Annotated in this window: 24 protein-coding genes; 5 read left to right on the forward strand and 19 right to left on the reverse strand. The window is 36.0% G+C overall.

Annotated features, from left to right (window positions below; all coding sequences use genetic code 11):
• Positions 1 to 10: 10 nt before the first annotated feature.
• On the reverse strand, positions 11 to 1228 hold the full coding sequence (locus tag EPL02_RS01125) for an MFS transporter (protein WP_094909903.1): 1218 nt from the start codon (positions 1226 to 1228) through the stop codon (positions 11 to 13).
• A 178-nt stretch (positions 1229 to 1406) separates the two neighbouring features.
• On the opposite strand from EPL02_RS01125, the gene EPL02_RS01130 reads away from it, so the two are divergent.
• From EPL02_RS01130 to EPL02_RS01145, 4 genes are all read left to right on the forward strand, one after another.
• Positions 1407 to 2183 carry a 3-hydroxybutyrate dehydrogenase gene (locus EPL02_RS01130; protein WP_094909902.1) on the forward strand — a complete coding sequence of 259 codons (777 nt, stop codon included), beginning with the start codon at positions 1407 to 1409 and terminating at the stop codon, positions 2181 to 2183.
• Positions 2184 to 2353: 170 nt separating this feature from the next.
• Entirely contained in the window at positions 2354 to 3442 is a 1089-nt protein-coding gene (locus EPL02_RS01135) for a CdaR family transcriptional regulator (RefSeq protein ID WP_094909901.1), read from the forward strand.
• Positions 3443 to 3555: 113 nt separating this feature from the next.
• Positions 3556 to 4968, forward strand: coding sequence for a glycolate oxidase subunit GlcD (glcD, locus tag EPL02_RS01140; protein ID WP_094909900.1), 1413 nt, complete (start codon positions 3556 to 3558; stop codon positions 4966 to 4968).
• Positions 4965 to 6287 carry a (Fe-S)-binding protein gene (locus EPL02_RS01145; RefSeq protein WP_094909899.1) on the forward strand — a complete coding sequence of 441 codons (1323 nt, stop codon included), beginning with the start codon at positions 4965 to 4967 and terminating at the stop codon, positions 6285 to 6287. Before glcD ends, EPL02_RS01145 begins: the two co-directional genes overlap by 4 nt.
• 46 nt (positions 6288 to 6333) lie before the next feature.
• Here the strand turns inward: EPL02_RS01145 and nadE are convergent, their stop codons facing one another.
• From nadE to EPL02_RS01220, 15 genes are all read right to left on the reverse strand, one after another.
• Positions 6334 to 7152 (reverse strand): ammonia-dependent NAD(+) synthetase, encoded by an 819-nt coding sequence (gene nadE, locus EPL02_RS01150; RefSeq protein WP_131886822.1) that lies wholly within the window; start codon positions 7150 to 7152, stop codon positions 6334 to 6336.
• A gap of 25 nt (positions 7153 to 7177) precedes the next feature.
• Complete coding sequence (gene nadD, locus EPL02_RS01155; RefSeq protein ID WP_094909897.1) at positions 7178 to 7864, reverse strand: nicotinate (nicotinamide) nucleotide adenylyltransferase; 687 nt, start codon at positions 7862 to 7864, stop codon at positions 7178 to 7180.
• A gap of 15 nt (positions 7865 to 7879) precedes the next feature.
• The gene (locus tag EPL02_RS01160) at positions 7880 to 9349 is read right to left on the reverse strand and encodes a nicotinate phosphoribosyltransferase (protein WP_094909896.1); all 1470 of its coding nucleotides are present in this window, start codon (positions 9347 to 9349) and stop codon (positions 7880 to 7882) included.
• Positions 9350 to 9380: 31 nt separating this feature from the next.
• Positions 9381 to 9929 (reverse strand): cysteine hydrolase family protein, encoded by a 549-nt coding sequence (locus EPL02_RS01165; protein ID WP_131886823.1) that lies wholly within the window; start codon positions 9927 to 9929, stop codon positions 9381 to 9383.
• Between the two features lie 48 nt (positions 9930 to 9977).
• On the reverse strand, positions 9978 to 10748 hold the full coding sequence (locus EPL02_RS01170; RefSeq protein ID WP_131886824.1) for an NUDIX domain-containing protein: 771 nt from the start codon (positions 10746 to 10748) through the stop codon (positions 9978 to 9980).
• Between the two features lie 146 nt (positions 10749 to 10894).
• Complete coding sequence (locus EPL02_RS01175; RefSeq protein ID WP_094909893.1) at positions 10895 to 11287, reverse strand: CDI toxin immunity protein; 393 nt, start codon at positions 11285 to 11287, stop codon at positions 10895 to 10897.
• Positions 11288 to 11497: 210 nt separating this feature from the next.
• Positions 11498 to 12499 (reverse strand): nucleotidyltransferase domain-containing protein, encoded by a 1002-nt coding sequence (locus tag EPL02_RS01180; protein ID WP_061785241.1) that lies wholly within the window; start codon positions 12497 to 12499, stop codon positions 11498 to 11500.
• Between the two features lie 21 nt (positions 12500 to 12520).
• Complete coding sequence (locus EPL02_RS01185; protein ID WP_131886825.1) at positions 12521 to 14338, reverse strand: ABC transporter ATP-binding protein; 1818 nt, start codon at positions 14336 to 14338, stop codon at positions 12521 to 12523.
• An 18-nt stretch (positions 14339 to 14356) separates the two neighbouring features.
• Positions 14357 to 14776, reverse strand: a complete 420-nt coding sequence (locus EPL02_RS01190) for a S24/S26 family peptidase (protein WP_165932489.1) — start codon at positions 14774 to 14776, stop codon at positions 14357 to 14359.
• Positions 14777 to 14795: 19 nt separating this feature from the next.
• Entirely contained in the window at positions 14796 to 15062 is a 267-nt protein-coding gene (locus EPL02_RS01195; protein WP_094909889.1) for a PqqD family protein, read from the reverse strand.
• The gene (locus EPL02_RS01200; RefSeq protein ID WP_094909888.1) at positions 15062 to 15847 is read right to left on the reverse strand and encodes a hypothetical protein; all 786 of its coding nucleotides are present in this window, start codon (positions 15845 to 15847) and stop codon (positions 15062 to 15064) included. Before EPL02_RS01200 ends, EPL02_RS01195 begins: the two co-directional genes overlap by 1 nt.
• A gap of 84 nt (positions 15848 to 15931) precedes the next feature.
• Positions 15932 to 16129: a hypothetical protein gene (locus EPL02_RS01205; RefSeq protein WP_094909887.1), complete on the reverse strand. Its 198-nt coding sequence runs from the start codon at positions 16127 to 16129 to the stop codon at positions 15932 to 15934.
• 284 nt (positions 16130 to 16413) lie between these two features.
• Complete coding sequence (locus EPL02_RS01210; RefSeq protein WP_131886827.1) at positions 16414 to 16758, reverse strand: helix-turn-helix domain-containing protein; 345 nt, start codon at positions 16756 to 16758, stop codon at positions 16414 to 16416.
• Positions 16759 to 17450: 692 nt separating this feature from the next.
• Positions 17451 to 17780 carry a helix-turn-helix domain-containing protein gene (locus EPL02_RS01215; RefSeq protein ID WP_025910505.1) on the reverse strand — a complete coding sequence of 110 codons (330 nt, stop codon included), beginning with the start codon at positions 17778 to 17780 and terminating at the stop codon, positions 17451 to 17453.
• 436 nt (positions 17781 to 18216) lie between these two features.
• The gene (locus EPL02_RS01220) at positions 18217 to 19050 is read right to left on the reverse strand and encodes a hypothetical protein (protein ID WP_094909885.1); all 834 of its coding nucleotides are present in this window, start codon (positions 19048 to 19050) and stop codon (positions 18217 to 18219) included.
• Between the two features lie 150 nt (positions 19051 to 19200).
• On the opposite strand from EPL02_RS01220, the gene EPL02_RS01225 reads away from it, so the two are divergent.
• Complete coding sequence (locus tag EPL02_RS01225; RefSeq protein WP_131886828.1) at positions 19201 to 20109, forward strand: VanW family protein; 909 nt, start codon at positions 19201 to 19203, stop codon at positions 20107 to 20109.
• A gap of 44 nt (positions 20110 to 20153) precedes the next feature.
• Here EPL02_RS01225 and EPL02_RS01230 read toward each other — a convergent pair whose 3' ends face one another.
• Genes EPL02_RS01230 through EPL02_RS01240 form a run of 3 tightly spaced genes read right to left on the reverse strand, consistent with a single transcriptional unit; the run spans position 20154 to position 22481 of the window.
• Entirely contained in the window at positions 20154 to 21230 is a 1077-nt protein-coding gene (locus tag EPL02_RS01230; protein ID WP_131886829.1) for a sensor histidine kinase, read from the reverse strand.
• The gene (locus tag EPL02_RS01235; RefSeq protein ID WP_094909882.1) at positions 21227 to 21910 is read right to left on the reverse strand and encodes a response regulator transcription factor; all 684 of its coding nucleotides are present in this window, start codon (positions 21908 to 21910) and stop codon (positions 21227 to 21229) included. Before EPL02_RS01235 ends, EPL02_RS01230 begins: the two co-directional genes overlap by 4 nt.
• Positions 21911 to 21926: 16 nt before the next feature.
• Positions 21927 to 22481: a class I SAM-dependent methyltransferase gene (locus EPL02_RS01240; RefSeq protein ID WP_131886830.1), complete on the reverse strand. Its 555-nt coding sequence runs from the start codon at positions 22479 to 22481 to the stop codon at positions 21927 to 21929.
• Positions 22482 to 22497: the final 16 nt, after the last annotated feature.

Raw genomic sequence — 22497 nt, forward strand, 5'->3', positions numbered from 1 at the left:
CTGACGGCTTTTATACTTCGCTATTCATCTGTTTTACTTCCTTGTCACTTGGCAATAACCACGTTAGAATTCCAAGCAGAGGAAGGATACTGCAAAACAGCATAATAAATTGCAAGCTATATATATCCGCTAACTTTCCAAATATAACGGCTCCTAGCGCTCCCATTCCAAACGCTAATCCCACGATAAGTCCTGAAACAAGACCGATTTTTCCAGGTAATAATTCTTGAGCGTAAACTACGGTAACGCTGAAACTAGACTGAAGGATAAAACCAATAAGCAATAACAACGGTGCTGCTACACCAAGCGTTACGTGCGGTAGCATAAGTGCAAATGGTGCTGATCCAAGCATGGATACCAACAAAACATTTCGCTTTCCGAAACGATCTGCTAAAGGTCCCCCAAAAAAAGTCCCAAACACCCCTGCAATCATAAATAAAAAGACGTAGATTTGTGCATGTTTTATCGTTACTCCATATGCTTCAATTAAATAGAACTGAAAATAATTCAAAATTCCTGCTCCATACCATGAACGAGCAAACACTAAAAAAATTAATAAAGCAATGGCAAACATTAATTTTTTTGTCACCTTCATTTCGTTTACTGATTGTTTTTTTTGCAACTGTTTTCGAACAATCAGCTCTTGCTTATACCACGTTGATACGTAGTAAAGGGTTGCAACTCCAACTGCTGCTAAGATTGTAAACCACATCGTGCCAAACTGCCCTAAGCTAATAAAGATAAAAGCGGTAAACAAAGGAGCCATTGACTGACCCGTATTACCTCCTACTTGGTAAATGGACTGAGCTAGTCCCCTTTTCTGTCCAGCAGCCATATAGGCAACGCGCGAGCCTTCAGGATGAAAAATGGCTGATCCTAATCCAATAAATAGTACGGACGCTAAGACAAAATAAAAGTTAGGTGCTAGCGCTAAACCAATAATACCGACTAGACTTAAACACATTGCAATTGGTAATAAAAACGGGAGTGGCCTCTTATCTGCAAAGATACCAAATACCGGCTGCATGATGGATGATGTCATATTCAAAGCAAATGCAATCCAGCCAATTTGCGTATAATTCAAATTCATGGATTTTTCTAAAATAGGAAAAAGCGCTGGAACAACTGACTGCATGCAGTCGTTTAAAAAATGACCTAAGCTGATAGCGAATAAAATACGATAAATAGTTTGTTCTTGTTTAGTTTGTAACTTTACTACTGCTTGCATAAAAAACCTTCTTTCTATTGCCTACTTATCTCTACGTCAACTTTCTATGAACTTGTATTATATTCTTCAAACAAAGAAAATTTCCTTTTTTGAAATGTAATTATATTTCTATCAGTCTATTCTTTTGATAAAATAAAAAAGTAAGCGTTTTATATAAAACGTGTGGGAGGAATGAATAATGGTTAAGAATAAGGTTGTTTTAATCACAGGGGCTGCTCAAGGTATTGGCTTTCAAATCGGTGAGCGTTTTGCTGAAAACGGTGCGAAGGTTATCTTGACTGATTTAAATGAAGATGGTGTAAAAAGAGCAGAGCAAGAGCTTTCTTCAAAGGGGTATGACGTCTACGGTGTAAAAGCGGACGTAACGAATGAAGATGATATTAAGTCAATGATTGAAGCAGCATCTGCAAAATATGGCCGAATTGATGTCTTAATTAACAATGCAGGCATGCAGTTCGTCTCCCCAATCGAAGAATTTCCAACTGAAAAATTTGAACTCTTACTAAAGATTATGTTGACTGCACCATTTGTTGCTACTAAGCATGTCTTTCCTCTTATGAAAGCGCAAAAATTTGGCCGAATTATCAATATGGCGTCTATAAATGGCTTAATTGGCTTTGCAGGGAAAGCTGCTTATAACAGTGCAAAACACGGAGTTATTGGCTTAACAAAAGTAGCTGCGCTAGAAGGTGCTGAACATGGTGTGACCGTTAACGCTATCTGTCCCGGCTACGCGGATACACCTCTTGTCCGCAATCAATTACAAGACTTAGCTCGTACAAGAAACGTTGCGCTTGAGAAAGTACTTGAAGAAGTAATTTATCCGCTCGTTCCTCAAAAGCGTTTATTAGATGTACGTGAAATTGCCGATTACGCCCTCTTTCTAGCAAGTGATGCAGCAAAAGGCGTGACCGGTCAAGCTGTCGTTATTGACGGTGGATATACGGCTCAATAAAACTAGAGGGAGGCTCTTTTAGAGTCTCTTCTTGTTTGCAAGATTAAGATAAAGATGAAGCCCGCTTGCTCAAATGCGAGAAATTTTACTTCATCCTCTTTTCATTACACTACTAGCTCTTCACTCCCACTATGCTACACTAGTGATAGAAACCGAACGGAGGAATATGCATGATGATAGCATCCTTAGCAGATAGCATCATTTCAGAAATCAATCATCTAATTCATGAAGATTTAATTGTAGCTGATACGTCTGGCATGATTATTGCCAGCACGGATAAAAACCGAATAAATACATTTCATGAGGGAGCTCTTATTTGCACGCAAAAAAAGAAAAAGTTCATTATTACTCGAGAGGATCAAGCGACTTTAAAAGGCGTCAAAGCAGGTATTAACCTTCCAATCCTTTTTCAAAACCAAATTGCTGGTGTAATTGGAATTACAGGTAACCCAGAACGCGTATCTGCCTATGCAGAAATTTTAAAAAGAATGACCGAATTAATGATGAACGAGCGTTACTATTCCGAACAGCTTGAATGGCAAGCACGGGCACTTGAAGCATTTGTTTTCGACTGGGTGCAAAAATCTGATTGGAGCGAAGAATTTATTCATCAAGGCGAGCTAATTGGCATCGACCTTTCAATTGAAAGACAAGTGTTGATTGGCCACTGTTCAGACATGATGACGAATCAAATTTTAAAAGAGCTCATGGAAACTTTCGATAAGAATAATACAGATGTGTTTGTTCGCTGGGGAAATGAGCGCTTTGTTATTTTACAAGCTGGTAAGAAGACAAAAGAACGTACGCTTTACTTTGCTAAACAAATTAGTAGTTACCTTCAAAACAGATATCAGCTAAGCGTCGCAATTGGAATTGGACAACCTGCTTCCCCAAAGTCAGTTCATCAATCCTTCCACGAAGCGGAACGAGCTTTGAATACTGCCAAAAAATCAGCCTCCATTATATTTGATGATGACCTTCGCCTTGAAATGTTGTTAAAGGATATAAAGAAAGAAACAAAGGCTGAATTTGTACGCAGAACCATTTCCCAGGTTATGAAGGACCAAGAATTAGTAAAAACCGTTAAGACGTTTTTAAGAAAGAATCAATCCTTTAAAGCTACAGCAGATACAATGCATATTCATATCAACACGTTACACTACCGCATAAAGCGAGTCGAAGAATTAACTGGACTAAACCTTCGTCATACCGAGGACTTGCTCATTTTCCATCTCGCTTTCTTATTTTTAGATGAATAACCAACTATATCAGATAAATAACCGCTACATTTTAGAGGATTAACTATAGTTAATCCTTCTTTTATTTCTTATCATAAAAATAAGAATTTGTTTACTTAAAAGGAGCTATAATCATGATACCTATTGAACTAAAGAAATCCTTTGAAGACATTGTCGGTGCCCATAATTATGATGACTCAAAAGCCGGACGACTCGTTTATTCCTACGACGCTACGCCTCAATTTCAATCGCTGCCCGATGCCGTTATTGCACCCAAAAATACTGAAGAAGTAGTAGCTATTGTAAAGCTATGCAATCAACATAATATCCCGATTGTACCTAGAGGATCTGGTACAAACTTATGTGCTGGTACTTGTCCAACTGAAGGTGGAATTGTTCTTTTATTTAAACATATGAACAAAGTGCTAGAAATCGATGAAGAAAACTTAACAGCTACGGTTCAGCCTGGAGTCATTACATTAGACTTTATCCACCAAGTTGAAGAAAAAGGACTCTTTTATCCTCCAGACCCAAGCTCAATGAAAATTTCTACAATTGGTGGCAACATCAATGAAAACTCAGGTGGGCTTCGCGGACTTAAATACGGAGTTACGCGCGATTATGTGTTAGGCCTTGAAGTGGTGCTTGCCAATGGAGATATTATTAAGACCGGAGGAAAACTGGCAAAAGATGTGGCTGGCTACGATTTAACACGTTTATTTGTCGGCTCAGAAGGAACTCTTGGAATCATTACAAAAGCAATCTTAAAACTAATACCAATGCCTGAAGCGAAAATGACAATGCTTGCCCTTTATCAAGACCTTGAAGCTGCAGCAAAATCCGTATCGACGATTATTGCCAATAAAATTATTCCGACCACTCTTGAATTTTTAGATCAGCCAACGTTGAAAGTTGTAGAGGATTTTGCAAAAATTGGCCTCCCTACCGATGTAAAAGCTGTTCTTTTAATTGAACAAGATGGACCGATTGATATCGTCAAGCGAGATATGAGTAGCATGGCTGCTATTTGTAAAAGAGAGCATGCCCTATCGGTAAAGGTAGCTAGTTCGGAAAAAGAAGCGGATGATTTGCGTACAGCAAGAAGGTCTGCCCTTTCAGCTTTGGCTCGTTTAAAACCCACGACGATTCTAGAAGACGCAACGGTTCCAAGATCTGAAATTGCTAAAATGGTTGTGGCTACTAATGAAATTGCTGAAAAATATGGGTTAACAGTTTGTACATTCGGTCACGCCGGAGATGGCAACCTTCATCCCACATGCTTAACCGATGTTCGAAACCATGAAGAAATTGAGCGTGTCGAACAAGCTTTTGAAGAAATTTTTATAAAAGCTATTGAACTTGGGGGCACCATTACTGGTGAACACGGAGTTGGAGTCATGAAAGCCCCTTACCTTGAACTCAAGGTAGGTAAAGAAGGGATTGCTGCTATGAAAGCCATTAAAGCCTCTCTAGACCCAAATAACATTCTAAACCCTGGTAAAATCTTTGCTAAAGACTCGCGAAAACGGGTGGTGATTTCAAGATGACAACAATAAAAGAGCGAGAGCTTATCCAAAAACAATTTAAAGAACAAATGAACGAAGATGAACTATTAAACTGTATGCGCTGTGGGTTTTGCTTACCAACCTGCCCTACTTATATTGAATCAGGTTTTCAAGAATCACATTCTCCAAGAGGACGAATTGCGCTCATGAAAGCTGTTGTCGATGGGATTATTGAACCTGATGAAGATGTAGAAAAATCCTTAAACATGTGCCTTGGCTGCAGAGCTTGTGAACCTGTATGTCCTTCAGGAGTCAATTATGGACATTTATTAGAGGAAGCAAGGGATATTATTAATCAAAATAAAAAGCATTCCATTCCTGTAAAAGCCGTTCGAAAAGTGGTGTTTGAGGGATTGTTCCCTCATCAAAACCGCATGCAAAACATGACGGGGTTACTTGGCTTTTATCAGCGCTCTGGTTTACAACGTGTTGTTCGTTCGACAGGGATATTAAAGTTGCTTCCAGATAACCTAGCATCAATGGAAAAAGTGTTACCTACTGTTCCAACTTTAAAAGAGATGAAAGAACGCCCTACACACCTACCTGCAAAAAATGAAACCAAAAAACGCGTTGCATTTTTTTCCGGTTGCTTGATGGATACGATGTTCATGAAAACAAATGACGCTACGATGAAGCTTCTTCAGCTTGCAGGTTGTGAAATTGTTATTCCTCAAAATCAAGCTTGCTGCGGGGCTCTACATGGCCATAGCGGTGAAAAAGATGCAGCTAAAAAGCTCGCGAAACGTAACATTCAAGCATTTGAAGATTTGAATGTAGATTACATTATCACAAATGCAGGAGGCTGTGGTGCCTTTTTAATTGATTACGATCACCTGTTAAAAGATGATCCTCAGTGGGCTCAGCGTGCTCAAACGTTCTCAAGTAAACTAAAAGATATAAGCAGCATTCTTGTCGACCTTGAATTTTTCAACAAGAAACTTTCATTACCTCAACAGGTGATTACGTATCAAGATTCTTGTCATTTACGAAACGTTATGAAAACATCAAGTGAACCTAGAAGGTTATTAAAAGCGATTGCTAATGTAGAATACCGCGAAATGAAAAACGCAGATAGCTGCTGTGGATCTGCTGGTATTTATAACATTGTTGAATCCGAAATGTCTATGCAAATCCTTGATACAAAAATGAAAAGTGCTGTGGCTACGCAAGCTACAACAATTGTGACAGCTAACCCTGGCTGCCTGCTTCAAATGAAGCTGGGAATTGAAAGAGAAGGATTATCGTCAAAAGTAAGGGCTGTTCACCTCGTCGATTTATTGCTTGAAGCCGTGCAAGAATAATCCTAAGAAAGGAGCTCTACTACTAGAGCTCCTTTTGCTATTTCTGTTATTTCCACCATGAATCAAATATCGTTGCCGGTAGCTGGCGCTTATGCTCGGTCATGCGGTAGCGCTTCTCAATCTTTTCAGCTACTTCAGGTGTCACTTCTTTTCCTTCTAAATAATCATCCAGCTCATCGTACTTAATGCCTAATTCCGTTTCGTCCGCTTGGCCTGGCTTGTTATCCAGTAAATCTGCAGTTGGAATCTTCTCATATAAGCGCTTATCTGCACCTAGTTCTTTTAATAGTGCTTTTCCTTGGCGCTTTGTTAACCCAGATAACGGCAAGACGTCCGCTCCCCCGTCTCCATACTTCGTGAAAAATCCCGTGACTGCTTCAGCAGCATGATCTGTTCCTATTACCAATAATCCATTCTCTCCACCAATTGCATACTGTGTAATCATACGAACTCGTGCTTTTACATTTCCTTTATGAAAGTCTCCTAATTCATGACCAGCTGCTTCATTAAAAGTTTGTGAAAACGATGTGACTGTTTTTTCAATATTAAATGTAATTGTTTCATCAGGCTTAATAAAATCCAAAGACGCTTGCGCATCGTCTTCATCTTTTTGAACTCCATGCGGCAAACGAACCGCAATAAATTTTGCTTCATAGCCTTCTGTACGAAGTTCTTCAACGGCAAGCTGAGCGAGCCTTCCTGCTAGGCTTGAGTCTTGACCTCCACTAATCCCTAACACAAATCCTTTTGCATGAGCTGTTTTCACATACGATTTCAAAAAATCAACACGTTTACGAGCCTCTTCTGATGGAGTGATTGTTGGAGAAACATTTAGTTCTTTCATAATTTGCTGTTGAATTGTCATAATAAGCTCCTTTCAATTTCTCATTTTATCTTTTATATAAATGATGATTTTTAATATAGTCGTAACATGCGTCCGGCAATAAATAGCGAGGCTCTCCGCCTTTAGCGAATTCTTCTCTGATATAAGTAGAGCTAATTTCCATGGCTAATCCTTTATCTAAGAGCTGAAAGCGACCATCATCATAATTGCGTAAAAGAGGTGAACGACTAATCGCTTGTAACATGTCAATGCCATTTCGAGCCATGACAATAAATTGGTTTTCACTGACAAGCTCTTCTGACATTTTCCATTTACCATCCGCAATATCAATCAGTAAATCTGCCCCCATGATGAAATAAAAACTTGCTTTTGGCAAAAGTTTTTTAAAATAATCCATTGTGTAGTATGTGTAGTGATAACCTGGTAATACGTTTAGTTCATAAGTATCTAATAAAAACTTAGGATTAGTTGAAATAGCTTTTTGAATCATAGCAACGCGATGTTCATCTGTTGTCTGCAAGCGTTTATCTGTGCGTTTATTAGAAGATGGAAGAAATATAATATAATCAAGCTTTTTACGATGAGCTACGGTTGATGCGGTCCATAAGTGTACATTAGTAACTGGATCAAAAGATGAACCATATATTCCAATCTTCACTCCCGGTGAAGTAAGGTGATTAAGTTGCTTCGTATTATTTAACTGCTTTAGCTCGTTCCACTTGTTTTCTTCCATCTTCAGTATCCCCTTTTAACCTTGATTTAATTTGGACGAAACTTTTTTACGCACTTCATTTATTTGACGCGCTTTGTTTTCCCAGCACTTTTCACTTAAATCAACCGGGTATTCTTCTGGATTTCTCGTGCGCTTATATTCATCCCAAAGCAACTCTAAATTATCTTCTGCATATTGCTGAATCGCCTGTAAATTTGGTGTTTGATACACCAGCTCTCCATTTTTATAAATATCTTGATGAAGTTCTTTCGCCTCAAAGTTGGTTACAAACTTACTGATAAACGTATGAACTGGATGGAACATTTTCAACCTTTCCTCACTTTGTGGATCTTCACCCTCAAGAGTAATGTAATCTCCTTCTGATCGTCCATTCAGCTTATTAATGATACGATATACGCGCTTTAAACCTGGTGTACTTACTTTTTCTGGGTTAGCACTAATTTTAATTGTATCCACCATCTCACCGCTGTCTCCTTCAATAGATACAAGCTTGTATACAGCACCTAATGCCGGCTGATCATATGCCGTAATAAGCTTTGTACCAACACCCCACATATCAATTTGAGCACCTTGAGATTTTAAATGCATAATAGTATCTTCATCAAGGTCATTTGAAGCAACGATTTTTGTATCAACAAATCCAGCCTCATCTAAAAGCTGCCGTGCTTTTTTAGAAAGGTATGTTAAATCTCCACTATCTAATCGAATCGCTCGAAAGTTTATTTTATCGCCTAATTCTTGTGCAACTTTAATAGCATTTGGCACGCCTGATTTTAAGGTATCATACGTATCAACTAAGAATACACAGTCTTTATGGCGGCGAGCGTATTTATGAAACGCTACGTACTCGTCTTTATAAGCTTGAACCATTGAGTGCGCATGCGTTCCTGCCACTGGAATACCAAATTTCTTTCCTGCTCTCACGTTTGACGTGGCCTGAAATCCACCGATGTATGCCGCTCTTGTTCCCCAGATTGCTGCATCCATTTCCTGAGCGCGGCGAGTACCGAATTCCATTGCTATTTGCTCTCCAACTACATGTTTAATTCGAGAAGCTTTTGTAGCAATTAGCGTTTGATAATTGACGATGTTTAAAATAGCTGTTTCAACAAGCTGAGCTTCAATGAGGGGGGCTTCAATTCGTAAAATAGGCTCATTTTGAAACACAAGTTCTCCTTCTACCATTGAGCGAATATTCCCTGTAAAGCGTAGCTCTTTTAAAAAATCTAAATAGTCTTCTTTAAATCCTACTTCTTCACGTAAATACATAATGTCTGATTCTGAAAAACGAAAGCTTTCAATATAATTTATAATGCGCTCTAACCCAGCAAACACTGCATAGCCGTTTCCAAATGGAAGCTTGCGAAAAAATACCTCAAACACTGATTTCTTATTATGAATGCCATCTTCCCAATAAGTTTCACCCATATTAATTTGATACAAATCCGTATGAAGCATAATGCTGTCATCTTTATATAAAGTCATTCTATTTTCCTCCAAATAATCAATGCACAACTTATTTAATAACCGTTGCGTTTAGTGAATTCGTAAAATGAGTTAATGCCCATTCATGCCCTGCTTGGTTAAAACTTGCAACTGCCTTTTCATACACTGTGATATTAAAGCCTTTATTATAGGCATCTACAGCAGTATGCAAAACACAAATATCGGTGCATACCCCTATTAAATGCACTTCAGTAATGCCTCTTTCCCGAAGCTTCATTTCCAAATTTGTGCCTGCAAAAGCACTGTACCTTGTTTTATCCATCCAGTAAGTGTTTTGGCTTTCTTTGTACGTATCATATACCTCTTGTAACCTACCATATAAACTTCTTCCTTTTGTTTCTCTGATATTATGCGGCGGATATAATTTGGTTTCAGGATGGTATTGATCACTTTCTTCGTGCAAATCAATCGCAAATACCACATAGTCACCGTTATCAATAAATTCCTTGGTTAAGCTAACTATTTCCGATTCAATTTGCTGTCCAGGCTCTCCACAAGTTAAAGCTCCCTTATCGTCTACAAAATCATTCGTATAATCAATGTTTATAAGTGCTCTCATTACTTTGCCCCCTTATTGGTAATTAACAATAAACAAATTGTTGAGTAGTTAATACCTAGCTGTGTAGATAGATGTAGCAAAATCTGCATCAATAAACTGATATAGCTTTGTTGGCTTTTTAGATGTTCTAGTTGTTGTTTGTCCTTCTACTTCTTCAATAAAAGGCAGCATGCGAATCTTACGCGCAAACGCCTGATCACTCCGAATTGCTGGATTATTCGTAATTGTAAGCAATACAGCCTGAAGTTCAGAGTAAGTAAACATTTTAGGTAAAAACTTTTGTGCGACCGTCGTTTGAAGGAGATCTTTTTTTATTTCAGTAATGCCATCTTGAATAATTTGAGCGTGATCAAACGCCAATGGCAGTGAAAAAACTTCTTCTAGGTCAAACAACTCAACGTTTGCTGCATCGTCATTCGCTTGCCTTTTTGCCAACATTTCTTCTGGCACAATAGCATAATGAGCATTTGAAATAACCCATCCCCGTGCGTCTCTACCAGGTTTATCATATATTCCGTACTGCTTCATATGAATACCCGATACGCCCGTTTCTTCTTCTAGTTCACGCTTAGCTGCTTCATAAGCCGATTCGTTAGGGTGTACAAAGCCACCTGGAAGCGCCCATTTACCTGCTTCAATATTTTGTTCACCTTCGGCATTTAAAATTGCTCGTTGAATCAACATTAATTTCAATACCATCTTTGGTGGTTTATATGCTTCTTTTTCAGTAGCTACAATCGTAAACACAGCAATATCTGCCGTATATCCGTATGGCTTTGGGTATTCTTTTTTTACACTTTTTTGATCATGATTTAACATTGCCCTGTCTCCTGATTGAATTTATAATTAACAATTTGATTAATGTTAATTATACGTACTTTTTTTATAATGTCAACAAAAAGTAGTAAATTTATGCTTGCAAAGAAAAAAGCACCGTCGTATAGAACGACGATGCTTTTTATGTGCTACCTTGCAGCTAGTCCGATAGTAAAACACTTCTCTTTCACCCACTCAATCACATACTCAATTGTTGGGCAATAAATAAACAAATGACAGTCTTGAAGCTTTGTCACGACCGGTAATGCTTCTTTTAAATTTACTCGGACAGCTGGAATTTGATAATCTTTTGAAAATAGAATAACGTGTTCATCATAAATTTTCATCGTTTGTAGCCATTGAATAACCTGCTGAACCTGTTCACATCTTTCTTTGATTAGCACGCGTTTCCAATCAATGGTATTGGTTTTTGTAAAGGGAAATTGTCCCACTAATTTTTCAAAATAAATGCTCGACTGCTTACTTGTCAAGACATCGACTTTATTTCCTAATTCTTCAATTAGTTTTTTAAATGGTTTCATTGTCTACCTCCATCCACTCATCTTACCCTTTCTGAAACAACACTTTCAGAAAATAGCTACATTTACTGTATCATAAATTCCACAGATTCACTTTGATGAGATAGAATGATATTTATGGAATTTTTTTGATAAAAGTGAATGGATAGACCTAAGAATAGAGCAGAAACCTTCAAAAGCAGTAAAAAGTGATTTATTTTTGCTACCTCTACTTTATCTGCTGTTATTATACCTTTGAATGCACCACTTTTTTATTTCTTTAAAGCTATACGTAATTAAATCATAGTTAAAAAAACGATGTGATATACGATCAATATATCTTATCAATGGAACTTTAGTATGACGATGGACATAATAGTCGAGCTTGTATTTTTCGTGATTAATAGCCGAGTAAAAACTTAAATGTTCTAACTCAGGATATGTTTGATGAACAATAGATAGCGTTTTTTCTAAACGTTTTCTTGTATGGTGCTGCTTGGAGTCTGTTAGCATTTTTGGAATATCAATTTTACCTTTTAAAATCTCACACATTTGAATGATATCTAAAAAATACTTTGCTGCGTCTAAGTTATGTCGCCATCCATGCAAGCAAATCATATAAAACTCATGCTGAGGGTCTAAGTTTCTAATATATGGATTGTTTTTTTCAGGGGTGGAGGCCGCCCAAAATTCTTCAATGTTTAATACAGACGTGTTACTTCTTAAAATGTTCCAGTGAAGTTCCACCATCAATGGTACGATAGAGCCTGGCATATATTTGCTAAAAGTAACATGAAAATGCCCTTCAATTGGCTCATTCTCAACATTAAATCCCATAGAAATCACGATTTCTTTTGCTTTGGCTAGATTATCTGGCTTAATTAATACGTCAATATCAGAGGTTGGTCTTGCACCTATATGCCCATAGTACCGTTCTGCAAAAGAAGTACCTTTAAGTACAATGACTGCTATACCAAACTCTGTAAGTGCCTTTAAGACATCATCTTTTTCTTTCTTAATAATTAAGTTTTGAAACACTATTTTTTTATAAACTTGTTCAAGTCTGTTACGCATATCTAAAGGTATTTCTTCTAGTTTTCCATATTTTTTTAGCAAGCAATAAACTTGAGAAGACACGGCGTCTTTCTCAATTTCATTTAGTAACTTTTGATAGTCATGTTTTTGATATGCAAGAGGGTGGTCCATGTAAATTTGTTGTATAAATGTATGAATCATTGAACTCTCCTTTCTCTCCTCTCAACATGTGATAGGTTGTTGAGAAGGTTCTTCTTTAAAAAATTGTTTATCATGAAGCTCTCGATATAACCCCTGTTCCTTTATTAGCTCGGTATGAGCACCTACTTGTACAATCTTTCCTTGATCCATTACTACAATAAAATCAGCGTGCTGTATGGTCGACAATCGATGAGCAATAATTAATGTTGTTCGATTCTTCATAAGTTGACTTAAAGATTCCTTAATAAGATGCTCCGCTTCATTATCTAAAGCAGATGTTGCTTCATCTAACAGCAGAATAGGTGCATCTTTTAAAAGCGCTCTTGCAATAGCAACACGTTGTCTTTGCCCACCTGACAATTTAGACCCTCGCTCTCCCACTTCAGTGTCATATCCATTAGCTAAAGCTTCAATATCTTGATGGATATTAGCATGACGTGAAGCTTGATACATCTCATCATCCGTCAAGCAAGGTTTTGCCATTTTTAAATTTTCTCTTACAGTGTCACTGAATAAAAATGTTTCTTGCGGCACATAGGAAATTGAGTTTCTCACTTCTTCAATACTTAAGTTTTGAAGAGGATTACTATCAATTAATACACAACCTAAATCAGGTTCATAAAAACGCTGTAATAATTTAAATAATGTAGACTTGCCACCACCACTTGGCCCAACAATTGCAGTCACTTTTCCAGCTGGTACTTTCAAGTTTAGATTACTAAAAAGGTCTTCACCCTCATTATATTTGAATGAAACATTTCGAAATTCAATTTCACTATGATGAACTGGATATTTAGCCGATTGCTGAGTAGGTAAAGCTTTTGATGTTATTGGCTGTTCAAATACATCTACAATTCGTTCTAAAGCAGATATTGCACGCTGATAGCCTGCCCACTGACCAGCTAACCCTGTAAGTGGTGAAATCAGGTGATTAATTAAATTGACAAAAGTTAATAATGCACCTATTGTAATGACATCACTTGTTACAAAATAAGCTCCAACTACTAGACTAATTAAAAATGCGGTTGAACCAACCGCTTGTCCTCCCGCATAAAACCAGCCTTTAATCTTCGTTTCTTTAAGCTCTAGGTTATAAAGATCCTTAATTTTATTTCCATAGCTTTGAAAGAAGACGTTTTCCAATGTAAAAGACCGAATAATTGTAAGACCTTGAAATGTATCATTCAACTTTCTGATAATCTGACTAATCAACTCATTAACAATTCGACTGTTGTTTCGTAGAAGGATACCAAAAACTGCTCCTCCTAGCATTGCAACCGGGGCTACTGATAGACTAAATAATGAAAGTTTCCAACTAATATTAGTTAAATAAATTAACGCGGCAATTGATATAACTGGAAAGCGAATTAAGTTAATTAATCCCCGGCCGATGACTCCTTCAATTTTATGAATATCGTTTGTAAAGTGTGAAACAAGCTCTCCCGAATGCTTATTAGATATATTTTTTTCACTTAAAAGTAAGAGCCGCTTATATAAATCCAAGTTCACGTCTCTTTTTACTGCATTTATAGCAATTGCTTCTAAGTATGTATCAATAAAATTAGTTACGATACTAATAAAAGACAATCCTATTCCTACCAAAACAAACCACTTTAATTTCTCAAAATCGCTGTGGACAGCTGCATCTGTTATATTTCCAAAGAACCAGGCAAACCCCAAGGTTACAGCTATGTCTACAAATAGTAAGACAAACAGTCCAATATAAGCTATCTTATATCGCTTAACATACGGGGCTACCCATACAAAAATGCGCTTCATATCTTTAATTGATAAGTACTGCTCAATGTTTAACCCTTCAATGACTCGTTTAACATTCATGTTCTTACACCTCTATATTCACTTCCCAAGAACGCGATGAATATATATATTTAACAATCTCGATAGAAATGGCAATGAAACTACTAGTCTTCCCCATAGTTTATTTAAGAAGCTTGTAGACTCGATTATCCGATTACCTTTTTTAATTGTTTCTAACTTTCCAATAATTGAACTTGGGCGAATAACATCATCTAGACGTAAGTTCGTATCACCTTTAAATAAGTAAAAGCTTCCTTTGTCGTCTTGTTTCCTAGAAATAAACCGGTGTGCCACAAGCTTTCCTTCTTGAGATTCAAATAAAACAATATCACCCTTTGATAAATAGGATAGATTGCACGTTACAAATCGACAAGAATCTCCTTCTTTAATATTGGGGTACATACTCGTTCCAATTGCGGGAATATTGATGCACCCTTGTTGCTTTATAATCTTTTTCACCAAATAACTTTGACCTGTTTTAGTTTGCATGCTCAATTAAGTTACAACTCGCTAACTCTAGTAAAAAAGACTCTATGTCACTTTCTAACGCATTTATACTCGTTTCATATTTATTTATAATAGCTTGGTATAAGCTACTGCTGCTTTGTGGGGTATTTAGTAACGTCCAACAATATTTACCCAGTTCATTAATAGTTGTTACAGTATAAGCATCTGTGTTTAAAATAACCCACTCTTGATCTATTTCCACAATCTCATAATTTTCTTTTCTGATATAACAACTCATTACGAAATCAACTCCCAAAACGTATTGTTTTTTTGAAAATGCAGATGATACACTGGTACTTCATCTGCTACTTGCTTTAACAACTTCATAAGTTGAGAAACCTGCTCTTTTCTATATGACCAGTAAAAAACCTTATCAATTAACTCCACTAGAGCAACGGATTTTCTTTGTTGAATTCTTACATTTCTAGGTGCTTGATATAGTAGTTGAATACTCGCAAGCGGAATGGGTTGTTCAACCTCTTTTGCGTGAAGTTCACTGCGGAACGGTGAATTATATATCATAACGCTACCTGTTTGAACTTTTACTATTGTCGCTTCATCAGATAATAACAATCTAGGCTGTGACAATTGTGCTGCTGTTGATTTTCCAGCCCCAGAGTGGCCTGTAAAAATATGTGCTTGCTCACTGTCTACAGCACAGGATGAATGAAGTAAAATTCCCCAGTTGTGATGAACAATAAAAGCGCTGTATAGATTCATTGTGGCATGCTTTAAAGCTAATTCATCATACGCCATTATTTTCGCTTTTTTATACCCATGATCTACTTCAATTTTATAATCTGCTCTTTTAAAAGTAATGACATCAAGCTCGTCTTTTGTCTCAACATTGTAATCAATAAAAGATACGCCATACCCCATCTCTATTTCTATTTGAAGATGGCCGCTATCTTTCTCTCTACGTTCGAAACAGAAAAAATATTGACTAAGAAATGCCCAAGCACGTTTGGAGTCCGTATATATATCAATGTTATGATCAGCAATTCGTGTATGCATGATTTTCATTTTTTTATCTCCTCAATCCATAACTTTTAAAACAGCAGTCAATGGAAGCCATTGACTACTAGCCTTACTTTAACAGGAAGCTTCTTACTTCTTCCCATTACCTTTTCCTGGCGTGCCTGCACCACCTGGTGGATTAGGGTTGCCTGGTGGAAAGTTTATTCCATCGTTTCCTGTTCCAGGATGATCTTGGTTTCCCTTGCCCGGATTCCAGCTTTGAGCCGTTTCAAACTGAATAGCTTGATGATTTAGTACTTTGGGCGCTTCATGTACGTTATTTTGCACCTTCTTCTCTCCTTTTTGTTCTTTATTGAGAACAAAACCATGCAAAGATTTCTTTTTTAACTAGTTCTTTAGCATGATTACTAGTTCTTTTTCATTATAAAACATTCTTTGTTCTTTTTAAAGAACATTTTTAGAAAAATATAACTATTAAATAACTTTATACAAAAAGTTGCTCTTCTTTATTGCTATAACAAGTTGGTACCTTCATTTAATTTATTAGAATTATATGCATATATACAATCGGAAAGGTGCTTTAAGCTCTTTGATTCTACACTAATCATATTTTATTTATCATTACCTTGTTCTTCTTTTTGCCATTTGATAAATTTCAATATCTCCCTGTACTCACTCAGCTGCTCTTTTTTTACTCCCATTTCTTTTAAATCATTAATAAAATCTACCCATTCCGGTTCTACAAGCTCGCCTATTTCAGAGTTTGCCTCTACTAGTATTGTGAATTCAACTCCGAGTACCGCGGCTAACTTTTCTACAACTTGTATAGATGGATTTTGATTTACATTTCTTTCGATATTGCTTAGATATGATTTCGATACATTTGCTCTTTCAGCAAGCTCAGAAAGCGTAAGCCCTCGAGATTTACGAATTCTATAAATTTTTTCTCCTATCATTTGTATCCCTCATACTTTTTATTATTTATTCAATTATATTCCTTAACTCTGGTTTCTAGTCATTTATAGCAGAAGATCTATCAATAGGTAAATTTTATTTTTAATGCTTAAGCGGATAGACAGATTGACACCGCTATGATGAAATACCTTTGCACTGATAGCAGCGAAATCAAACTAGAACATTTAAATACCAACATTTCGTTCTTTATAAAGAACGAAACAAGTTATTTTTTTAGTTTCTTTATAGGATATAGCGCTCATTACAATATGCACAGGAAATTATTTAGAAGTTCCTATAATTTTGTGCTTCACATCTTTATAGTGAATACTAAATATAGAAAGCAACAGAAATAACAAATGTTCTTTATAAAGAACATAATTAAAAACTAACACTTTTATTTTTAATTGTCAATCGCTCTGTTTATTATAAACTAATTAAATCTTTACATAGATAAAGCTAAAAAGTAAAAGCGCCCTTATGTACCTTTTATAAAACAGGTATCAATTATTACATTTTGTTATAATAATTGATACCTGTTTCGTTTAATAACAATATGAACAAAATTAAGACTGAAGAATACGTATGATATATCTAGAAATGAATTATTTATCAAGGAAAAATATTTGCAGAAGTATAGAGGATCTGAATGTTAAGAAAATATTATAACAGCTACTGCAGTTGCTAAATTATATCATTGTTTTATTTGTTGCCATTTTTGAAACTCCAAAAACTGCTTAAACTGTTCTTTGCTAACACCCGACTGCGCCGCTTCTTTTGCTAGTTCCATCCACTCCGGGTCTAACTGTGGTTCTTGCTTATTACTGCTATCATTAATAAGCGATTCGACGCTAACATGTAATACGGTTGATACTTTTGTTAAAAACTGAATTGATGGATTAAGCTGAATTCCTCGTTCTACCGATGAAATATAGGATTTAGCTACTCCTGCCCGCGTAGCAAGCTCCGTTAAAGACATTCCTTTTTTTCCTCTTAGTTCTCTGATACGCTGACCAATTTCCAATTATCATCACCCTTAACTGTTACTATTAGAAGCATTATAACATATTTTTTCTAATTTTACTTATGACCAAAACGTTAATTGTAAAACCTCATTAATTAAATGAGTGTACAATTACTTTTTATTCTCAGACGCTTTCTTTCCACCATCGAAATAAAACAATACAGCCACCCACTAAGAAGTCAGTAAAGAATCCTAGCAGCAAAATCTCCAATCTTTTATAGATAAAAAGTCCAGCAATAAACCCAAATAGAATATCCACAAAGATATACTACCCGATGATTCAGCTTTCAACACTATAAAATCTCTTTCTAGCTCTCCTAAAATAAGCCATTTGACTTACTTCAGTATAAAATACATACAATCAAAAGTATAGCATTTTAAGGTACAATTTAACTGTTTTATTAATTGAAATATTTATGTGCTAGCCTCTCCTGACCTACTTAAAATTTACTTGTTTAATTTCCCAAAGGTCATTGACCGCAGACCTCTCTAAGTCAAATTCCATTGATAAACTAGTTTGCCCCTTTCCTTTCTCAACTGCAATGGTTAAAATCTTCACCTTTCCCTTTACAACAAGGGGACTGTTTTCTATTTTTTCTTCAATTTCTTCTTTTTTGTAGTTTAAAGCTTCAATTTTCTTGACTTTTGAATAGATTTTCTGCAATTGCTTCTCACCTACTGCTGCTTTCAACAAAGTTTCATCCTGCTGTTTTACTCCGACTAAGAAAAGCTGAATGAGCTGTTCTGGTGTAGCTGTAGAAACAAATTTCTCAAGATTATCTCCGGCTTTTAATACCATCATTTGATGATCTGGATCTGTATGATTTCGTTTATGTGTAGTGCTGTTTAAAAAATGAATGCAAAAATGGCCTGGAAATCCGTTATCTAGCGCTCCGGCTCCATGTGGCATACCATTCATTGATGCAGCTATAAGCTCTCCCTTTATAGGGATCAAAACTGCTTTTCTATCCCAACTCCACTGGTTGTCATAAATGTATTTCATAACAGCAGTATCCGTTCTTGTTAAGGGTTGTACATCTGCATGCTTGTTTCCGGCTCGTCGCTGCACGTTAAAAGATAAACCAGTATCCATATCAATTATCGTAAATTTCTTGCCTTTAGGAAGTAAATATTGAGCTTCTTTCCATGGTATAATTTTACCTTTTTGTACTGTTCCATAATATGTTAAAGGGTGGTTTTTGATTTTTGCATCCGCATGATTTGGCGTGATAAGACCTATAAACAATAAAATAATGAAATATTTATTCATACATAAACCTCTTTCATATACATTTTAGCTTTATTAATATACGACGGTTCATGTATTTTATAATTGGCACTTAATAGCTAAAAAGTAAGCTTTATTCGGTTACATGAAATTCGGGAGCTTATCCATACTAACATTGGGAGGGAAATGCGTATGAAACTAACTTGGATGTTAGGTCTTATGTTGGTTGCTCATCCAACTTCGTTATCAGACCATTTGTTATTAACCGAAGACAATAAACCAATTACAACTATTAACCTTGCGGATATTGAAAGTGATATTCCAGGTATTCCACTTATTGATGATGATAAATACGACATGCTACTGAAAAAAATTCAGCCTATTGCCTATAAACCACCTATTAATGCAAAGCTTGATCGTGCGGGCAACATTATTCCTGAACAGCCTGGATCACAGCTCAATAGCGTACTGTTTAAAGAAGAGTTCTACAGAACGTTTTACAATCGTTCACAAACATCTGTTCAGATTCCAAAGATGGCTATTTATCCTAAAGTTGACAGCGAGCTGTTAGCTTCCGTTCGCTCCAAGCAAATTAGTCATTATTATACTTATTTTAATACGCATAATAAAAACCGCTCACACAACATTTCTTTAGCTACAGAAGCTATTAATAATCAAGTTATTTTCCCTGGGGAGACATTCTCGTTTAATCGTACTGTGGGACAACGTACAAAAGAAAAGGGATATCTTCCTGCTAAGATTATTATTAGAGGTGAATTTTCGGAAGGTATTGGTGGTGGAATTTGCCAGGTTTCTTCAACTTTATTTAATGCTGTTGATCGAGCAGGATTAGAAGTGACTCAGCGATTTTCACATAGTAAAACCGTTCACTATGTTCCACCTGGAAGAGATGCTACGGTAAGCTGGTACGGACCGGATTTTAATTTTCGAAACAACTATGACCAGCCGTTACTTATTCGAGCGTATGCAAAAGGGAGCACAGTAAGTATTATGCTCTTTTCAACGAATGACCTTCGTTATGAACCAAAAAGTGTACCTAGCATTCAAAAAGAAAAGCTTGTACCATCGTCTATTGATTAAATAAAAAGATGTGTTCTGCGTGCTATGTGGAACACATCTTTTTATTAAAGAGGGAGCTGTACGTAAACGGCAATCCATTCCCCATCATGCTCAGCCCATACTTCTCCATTATGTAATTCTACAATACGCTTTGAAATAGAGAGACCTAACCCCGCACTTCCATCGTTTGTTCTCGATTTATTTGCACGATAGAATTGATCAAACATTTGATTTGTATCAACTCTTTGATTTGACTGAACCTGGTTATGAATAGAAAATAAAACATCCGTTTCGTTTCTCTTTAGAACAATAAATACATCAGACGGTTTTACTGCATATTTTCTCACGTTATCCAATAAGTTTGTAAATACTCTTACAATTTTGTCAACATCTACACATAACGTCATATCCTTGTTCATTATTTCTAAATTCACTGAAATCCCTTCGCTTTTTAATATGGCATGATACTCACTCGTTAACTGCTGTAACAACAAACTGATGTCTATGTTTGAATAAGTAAGAGCTAAATTAGGGCTTGTTAATTTTGTATACTCGAAAAGATCATTGATCAAATAGTTTAAATTTTGTGTTTTGGCATCAATGATATCTAAGTATTCTAGAAACTCTTCTTTATTAAGGTGATGATTTTGCTTTAATAAATCTAGATAGCCAATAATAGAAGTCAATGGAGTACGTAAATCATGAGAAACACTTGAAATTAGTTCATTTTTACTTTGTTCAATTAACCGCTCATGCTCAAACTTCGCCTTTAACTCCGCAGACATTTTGTTAATATTTTGGGTAAGGTTTGCTAGTTCATCATGACCTCTAACTTCTATTTCTACCTCTAAATCACCGTTTGCAATATTTGTAATTTCATTTGAAATCTTTTTTAAATACAGAACTTTTTTCCTAACAAAGAGCAAAAAGCTAACGATAAAAACTCCTACCGTAGTAAGGAGAATTAAAAATAGGATTATGTTATAAAGGGTTGGGTTAATCTCATACGTATGTAAAAGATAAGGTTGTACTACATATTTTGAAAACAATCCCAATATGAAAAAAGCAAGAACATAACTAACAAAAATCGCCAGTAATAGTTGTAAGCTAATTTTTCTAAAAATCACCTTTTTCCATTTCATACTTTGTAGCCAACTCCCCAAACCGTTTTCACATAAATCGGCCTTTTGGGATTTGGCTCAATTTTGTCACGAAGCTTTGTAATATGAACCATTACATTGTTATCTGATTTTAAGAAAGGATCTTTCCATACCTCTTCATATATCTTATCTACACTCAATACAATTCCTTTGTTTCGTACTAATAACTCAAGGATATCAAACTCTTTTGGTGTTAAATGAACTTCTCGACCGTTTACTTTCACACTCCTTGTTTCTGTATTTATCGTTAAGTCTTCAATCTCAATTTCACTTTGAGATTTAGGTTGTGCGTTGTACTTTGTATATCGTCTAAGCTGAGACTTCACTCTTGCTAGTAACTCGAGTGGGTTAAAAGGCTTTGTTAAATAATCGTCTGCTCCTGCAGTTAAACCTTGTATTTTATCCAGGTCTTCAGACTTTGCTGAAAGCATAAGGATTGGAATATGAGCTCTCTTTCGAACTTCAATACACATTTCAATTCCATCCATTTCTGGCATCATCACATCTAAGATTAACAAATCAAATGATTGATTGTTCAGAAGTTCCAAAGCCTCTAACCCGCTTTGGCATTTCCAGACGTTAAAACCCTCGTTCTCTAAGTAAATTCCAATTAAATTTCTAATCTTTTCATCATCATCAACAACCATTATAGCTTTACTCATGTCTATTCTTTCCTTTCTATTTTTGGCAATGAAATATATACGCTGGTGGAAGATTTAAAAATTCTCTTTGAATTTTCATTGAGGAAAAGAACTGTTCAATAAACATTTTTTTCATTTTTGTATACTGAAATGTAATAAACATACCTTCTTTTCTTAAAATAGACGTAGCTTCCTTTAAAATAGAAATTGAAAGGTTTTTTGGCAATGAAGAAAATGGTAATCCGGACACAATGTAGTCAACACATTTTATACCATAACCCTCCAAATATTGCTTGATATGCTCAGCGGATCCATGAATAATATGAACGTTTTTCTCTTCACTATATTCTTCAAGCAGATATTGATAAAATTCTTCATTAATTTCAATTAGCAAAAGAACTGTCCCCTGCTTTCTTCTTTTTAACAGCTCCTTTGTGAAAACCCCTGTACCGGGTCCGTATTCAACAATTACATTAGCCGTTTCAAAATTAATCTCACCTACCATTTTGGCAGCTAAATAACGAGAACTTGGTAAAATTGCTCCTACTGTTCTTGGTTTTTTCGCATATTGAGAAATAAATAATTCACCCATTCTTCATCACTCCATT

The organism is Bacillus sp. CBEL-1 (genome assembly GCF_004348885.1).
Classification (GTDB): Bacteria; Bacillota; Bacilli; order Bacillales; family Bacillaceae_H; genus Priestia; species Priestia aryabhattai_A.

Excerpts from the sequence above, each read along its gene's own strand:
- EPL02_RS01125 (WP_094909903.1), bottom strand. The coding sequence starts at position 1,228 with ATGCAAGCAGTAGTAAAGTTACAAACTAAACAAGAACAAACTATTTAT.
- EPL02_RS01130 (WP_094909902.1), top strand. The coding sequence starts at position 1,407 with ATGGTTAAGAATAAGGTTGTTTTAATCACAGGGGCTGCTCAAGGTATT.
- EPL02_RS01135 (WP_094909901.1), top strand. The coding sequence starts at position 2,354 with ATGATGATAGCATCCTTAGCAGATAGCATCATTTCAGAAATCAATCAT.
- glcD (WP_094909900.1), top strand. The coding sequence starts at position 3,556 with ATGATACCTATTGAACTAAAGAAATCCTTTGAAGACATTGTCGGTGCC.
- EPL02_RS01145 (WP_094909899.1), top strand. The coding sequence starts at position 4,965 with ATGACAACAATAAAAGAGCGAGAGCTTATCCAAAAACAATTTAAAGAA.
- nadE (WP_131886822.1), bottom strand. The coding sequence starts at position 7,152 with ATGACAATTCAACAGCAAATTATGAAAGAACTAAATGTTTCTCCAACA.
- nadD (WP_094909897.1), bottom strand. The coding sequence starts at position 7,864 with ATGGAAGAAAACAAGTGGAACGAGCTAAAGCAGTTAAATAATACGAAG.
- EPL02_RS01160 (WP_094909896.1), bottom strand. The coding sequence starts at position 9,349 with ATGACTTTATATAAAGATGACAGCATTATGCTTCATACGGATTTGTAT.
- EPL02_RS01165 (WP_131886823.1), bottom strand. The coding sequence starts at position 9,929 with ATGAGAGCACTTATAAACATTGATTATACGAATGATTTTGTAGACGAT.
- EPL02_RS01170 (WP_131886824.1), bottom strand. The coding sequence starts at position 10,748 with ATGTTAAATCATGATCAAAAAAGTGTAAAAAAAGAATACCCAAAGCCA.
- EPL02_RS01175 (WP_094909893.1), bottom strand. The coding sequence starts at position 11,287 with ATGAAACCATTTAAAAAACTAATTGAAGAATTAGGAAATAAAGTCGAT.
- EPL02_RS01180 (WP_061785241.1), bottom strand. The coding sequence starts at position 12,499 with ATGATTCATACATTTATACAACAAATTTACATGGACCACCCTCTTGCA.
- EPL02_RS01185 (WP_131886825.1), bottom strand. The coding sequence starts at position 14,338 with ATGAATGTTAAACGAGTCATTGAAGGGTTAAACATTGAGCAGTACTTA.
- EPL02_RS01195 (WP_094909889.1), bottom strand. The coding sequence starts at position 15,062 with ATGAGTTGTTATATCAGAAAAGAAAATTATGAGATTGTGGAAATAGAT.
- EPL02_RS01200 (WP_094909888.1), bottom strand. The coding sequence starts at position 15,847 with ATGAAAATCATGCATACACGAATTGCTGATCATAACATTGATATATAT.
- EPL02_RS01210 (WP_131886827.1), bottom strand. The coding sequence starts at position 16,758 with ATGATAGGAGAAAAAATTTATAGAATTCGTAAATCTCGAGGGCTTACG.
- EPL02_RS01220 (WP_094909885.1), bottom strand. The coding sequence starts at position 19,050 with ATGAATAAATATTTCATTATTTTATTGTTTATAGGTCTTATCACGCCA.
- EPL02_RS01225 (WP_131886828.1), top strand. The coding sequence starts at position 19,201 with ATGAAACTAACTTGGATGTTAGGTCTTATGTTGGTTGCTCATCCAACT.
- EPL02_RS01230 (WP_131886829.1), bottom strand. The coding sequence starts at position 21,230 with ATGAAATGGAAAAAGGTGATTTTTAGAAAAATTAGCTTACAACTATTA.
- EPL02_RS01235 (WP_094909882.1), bottom strand. The coding sequence starts at position 21,910 with ATGAGTAAAGCTATAATGGTTGTTGATGATGATGAAAAGATTAGAAAT.
- EPL02_RS01240 (WP_131886830.1), bottom strand. The coding sequence starts at position 22,481 with ATGGGTGAATTATTTATTTCTCAATATGCGAAAAAACCAAGAACAGTA.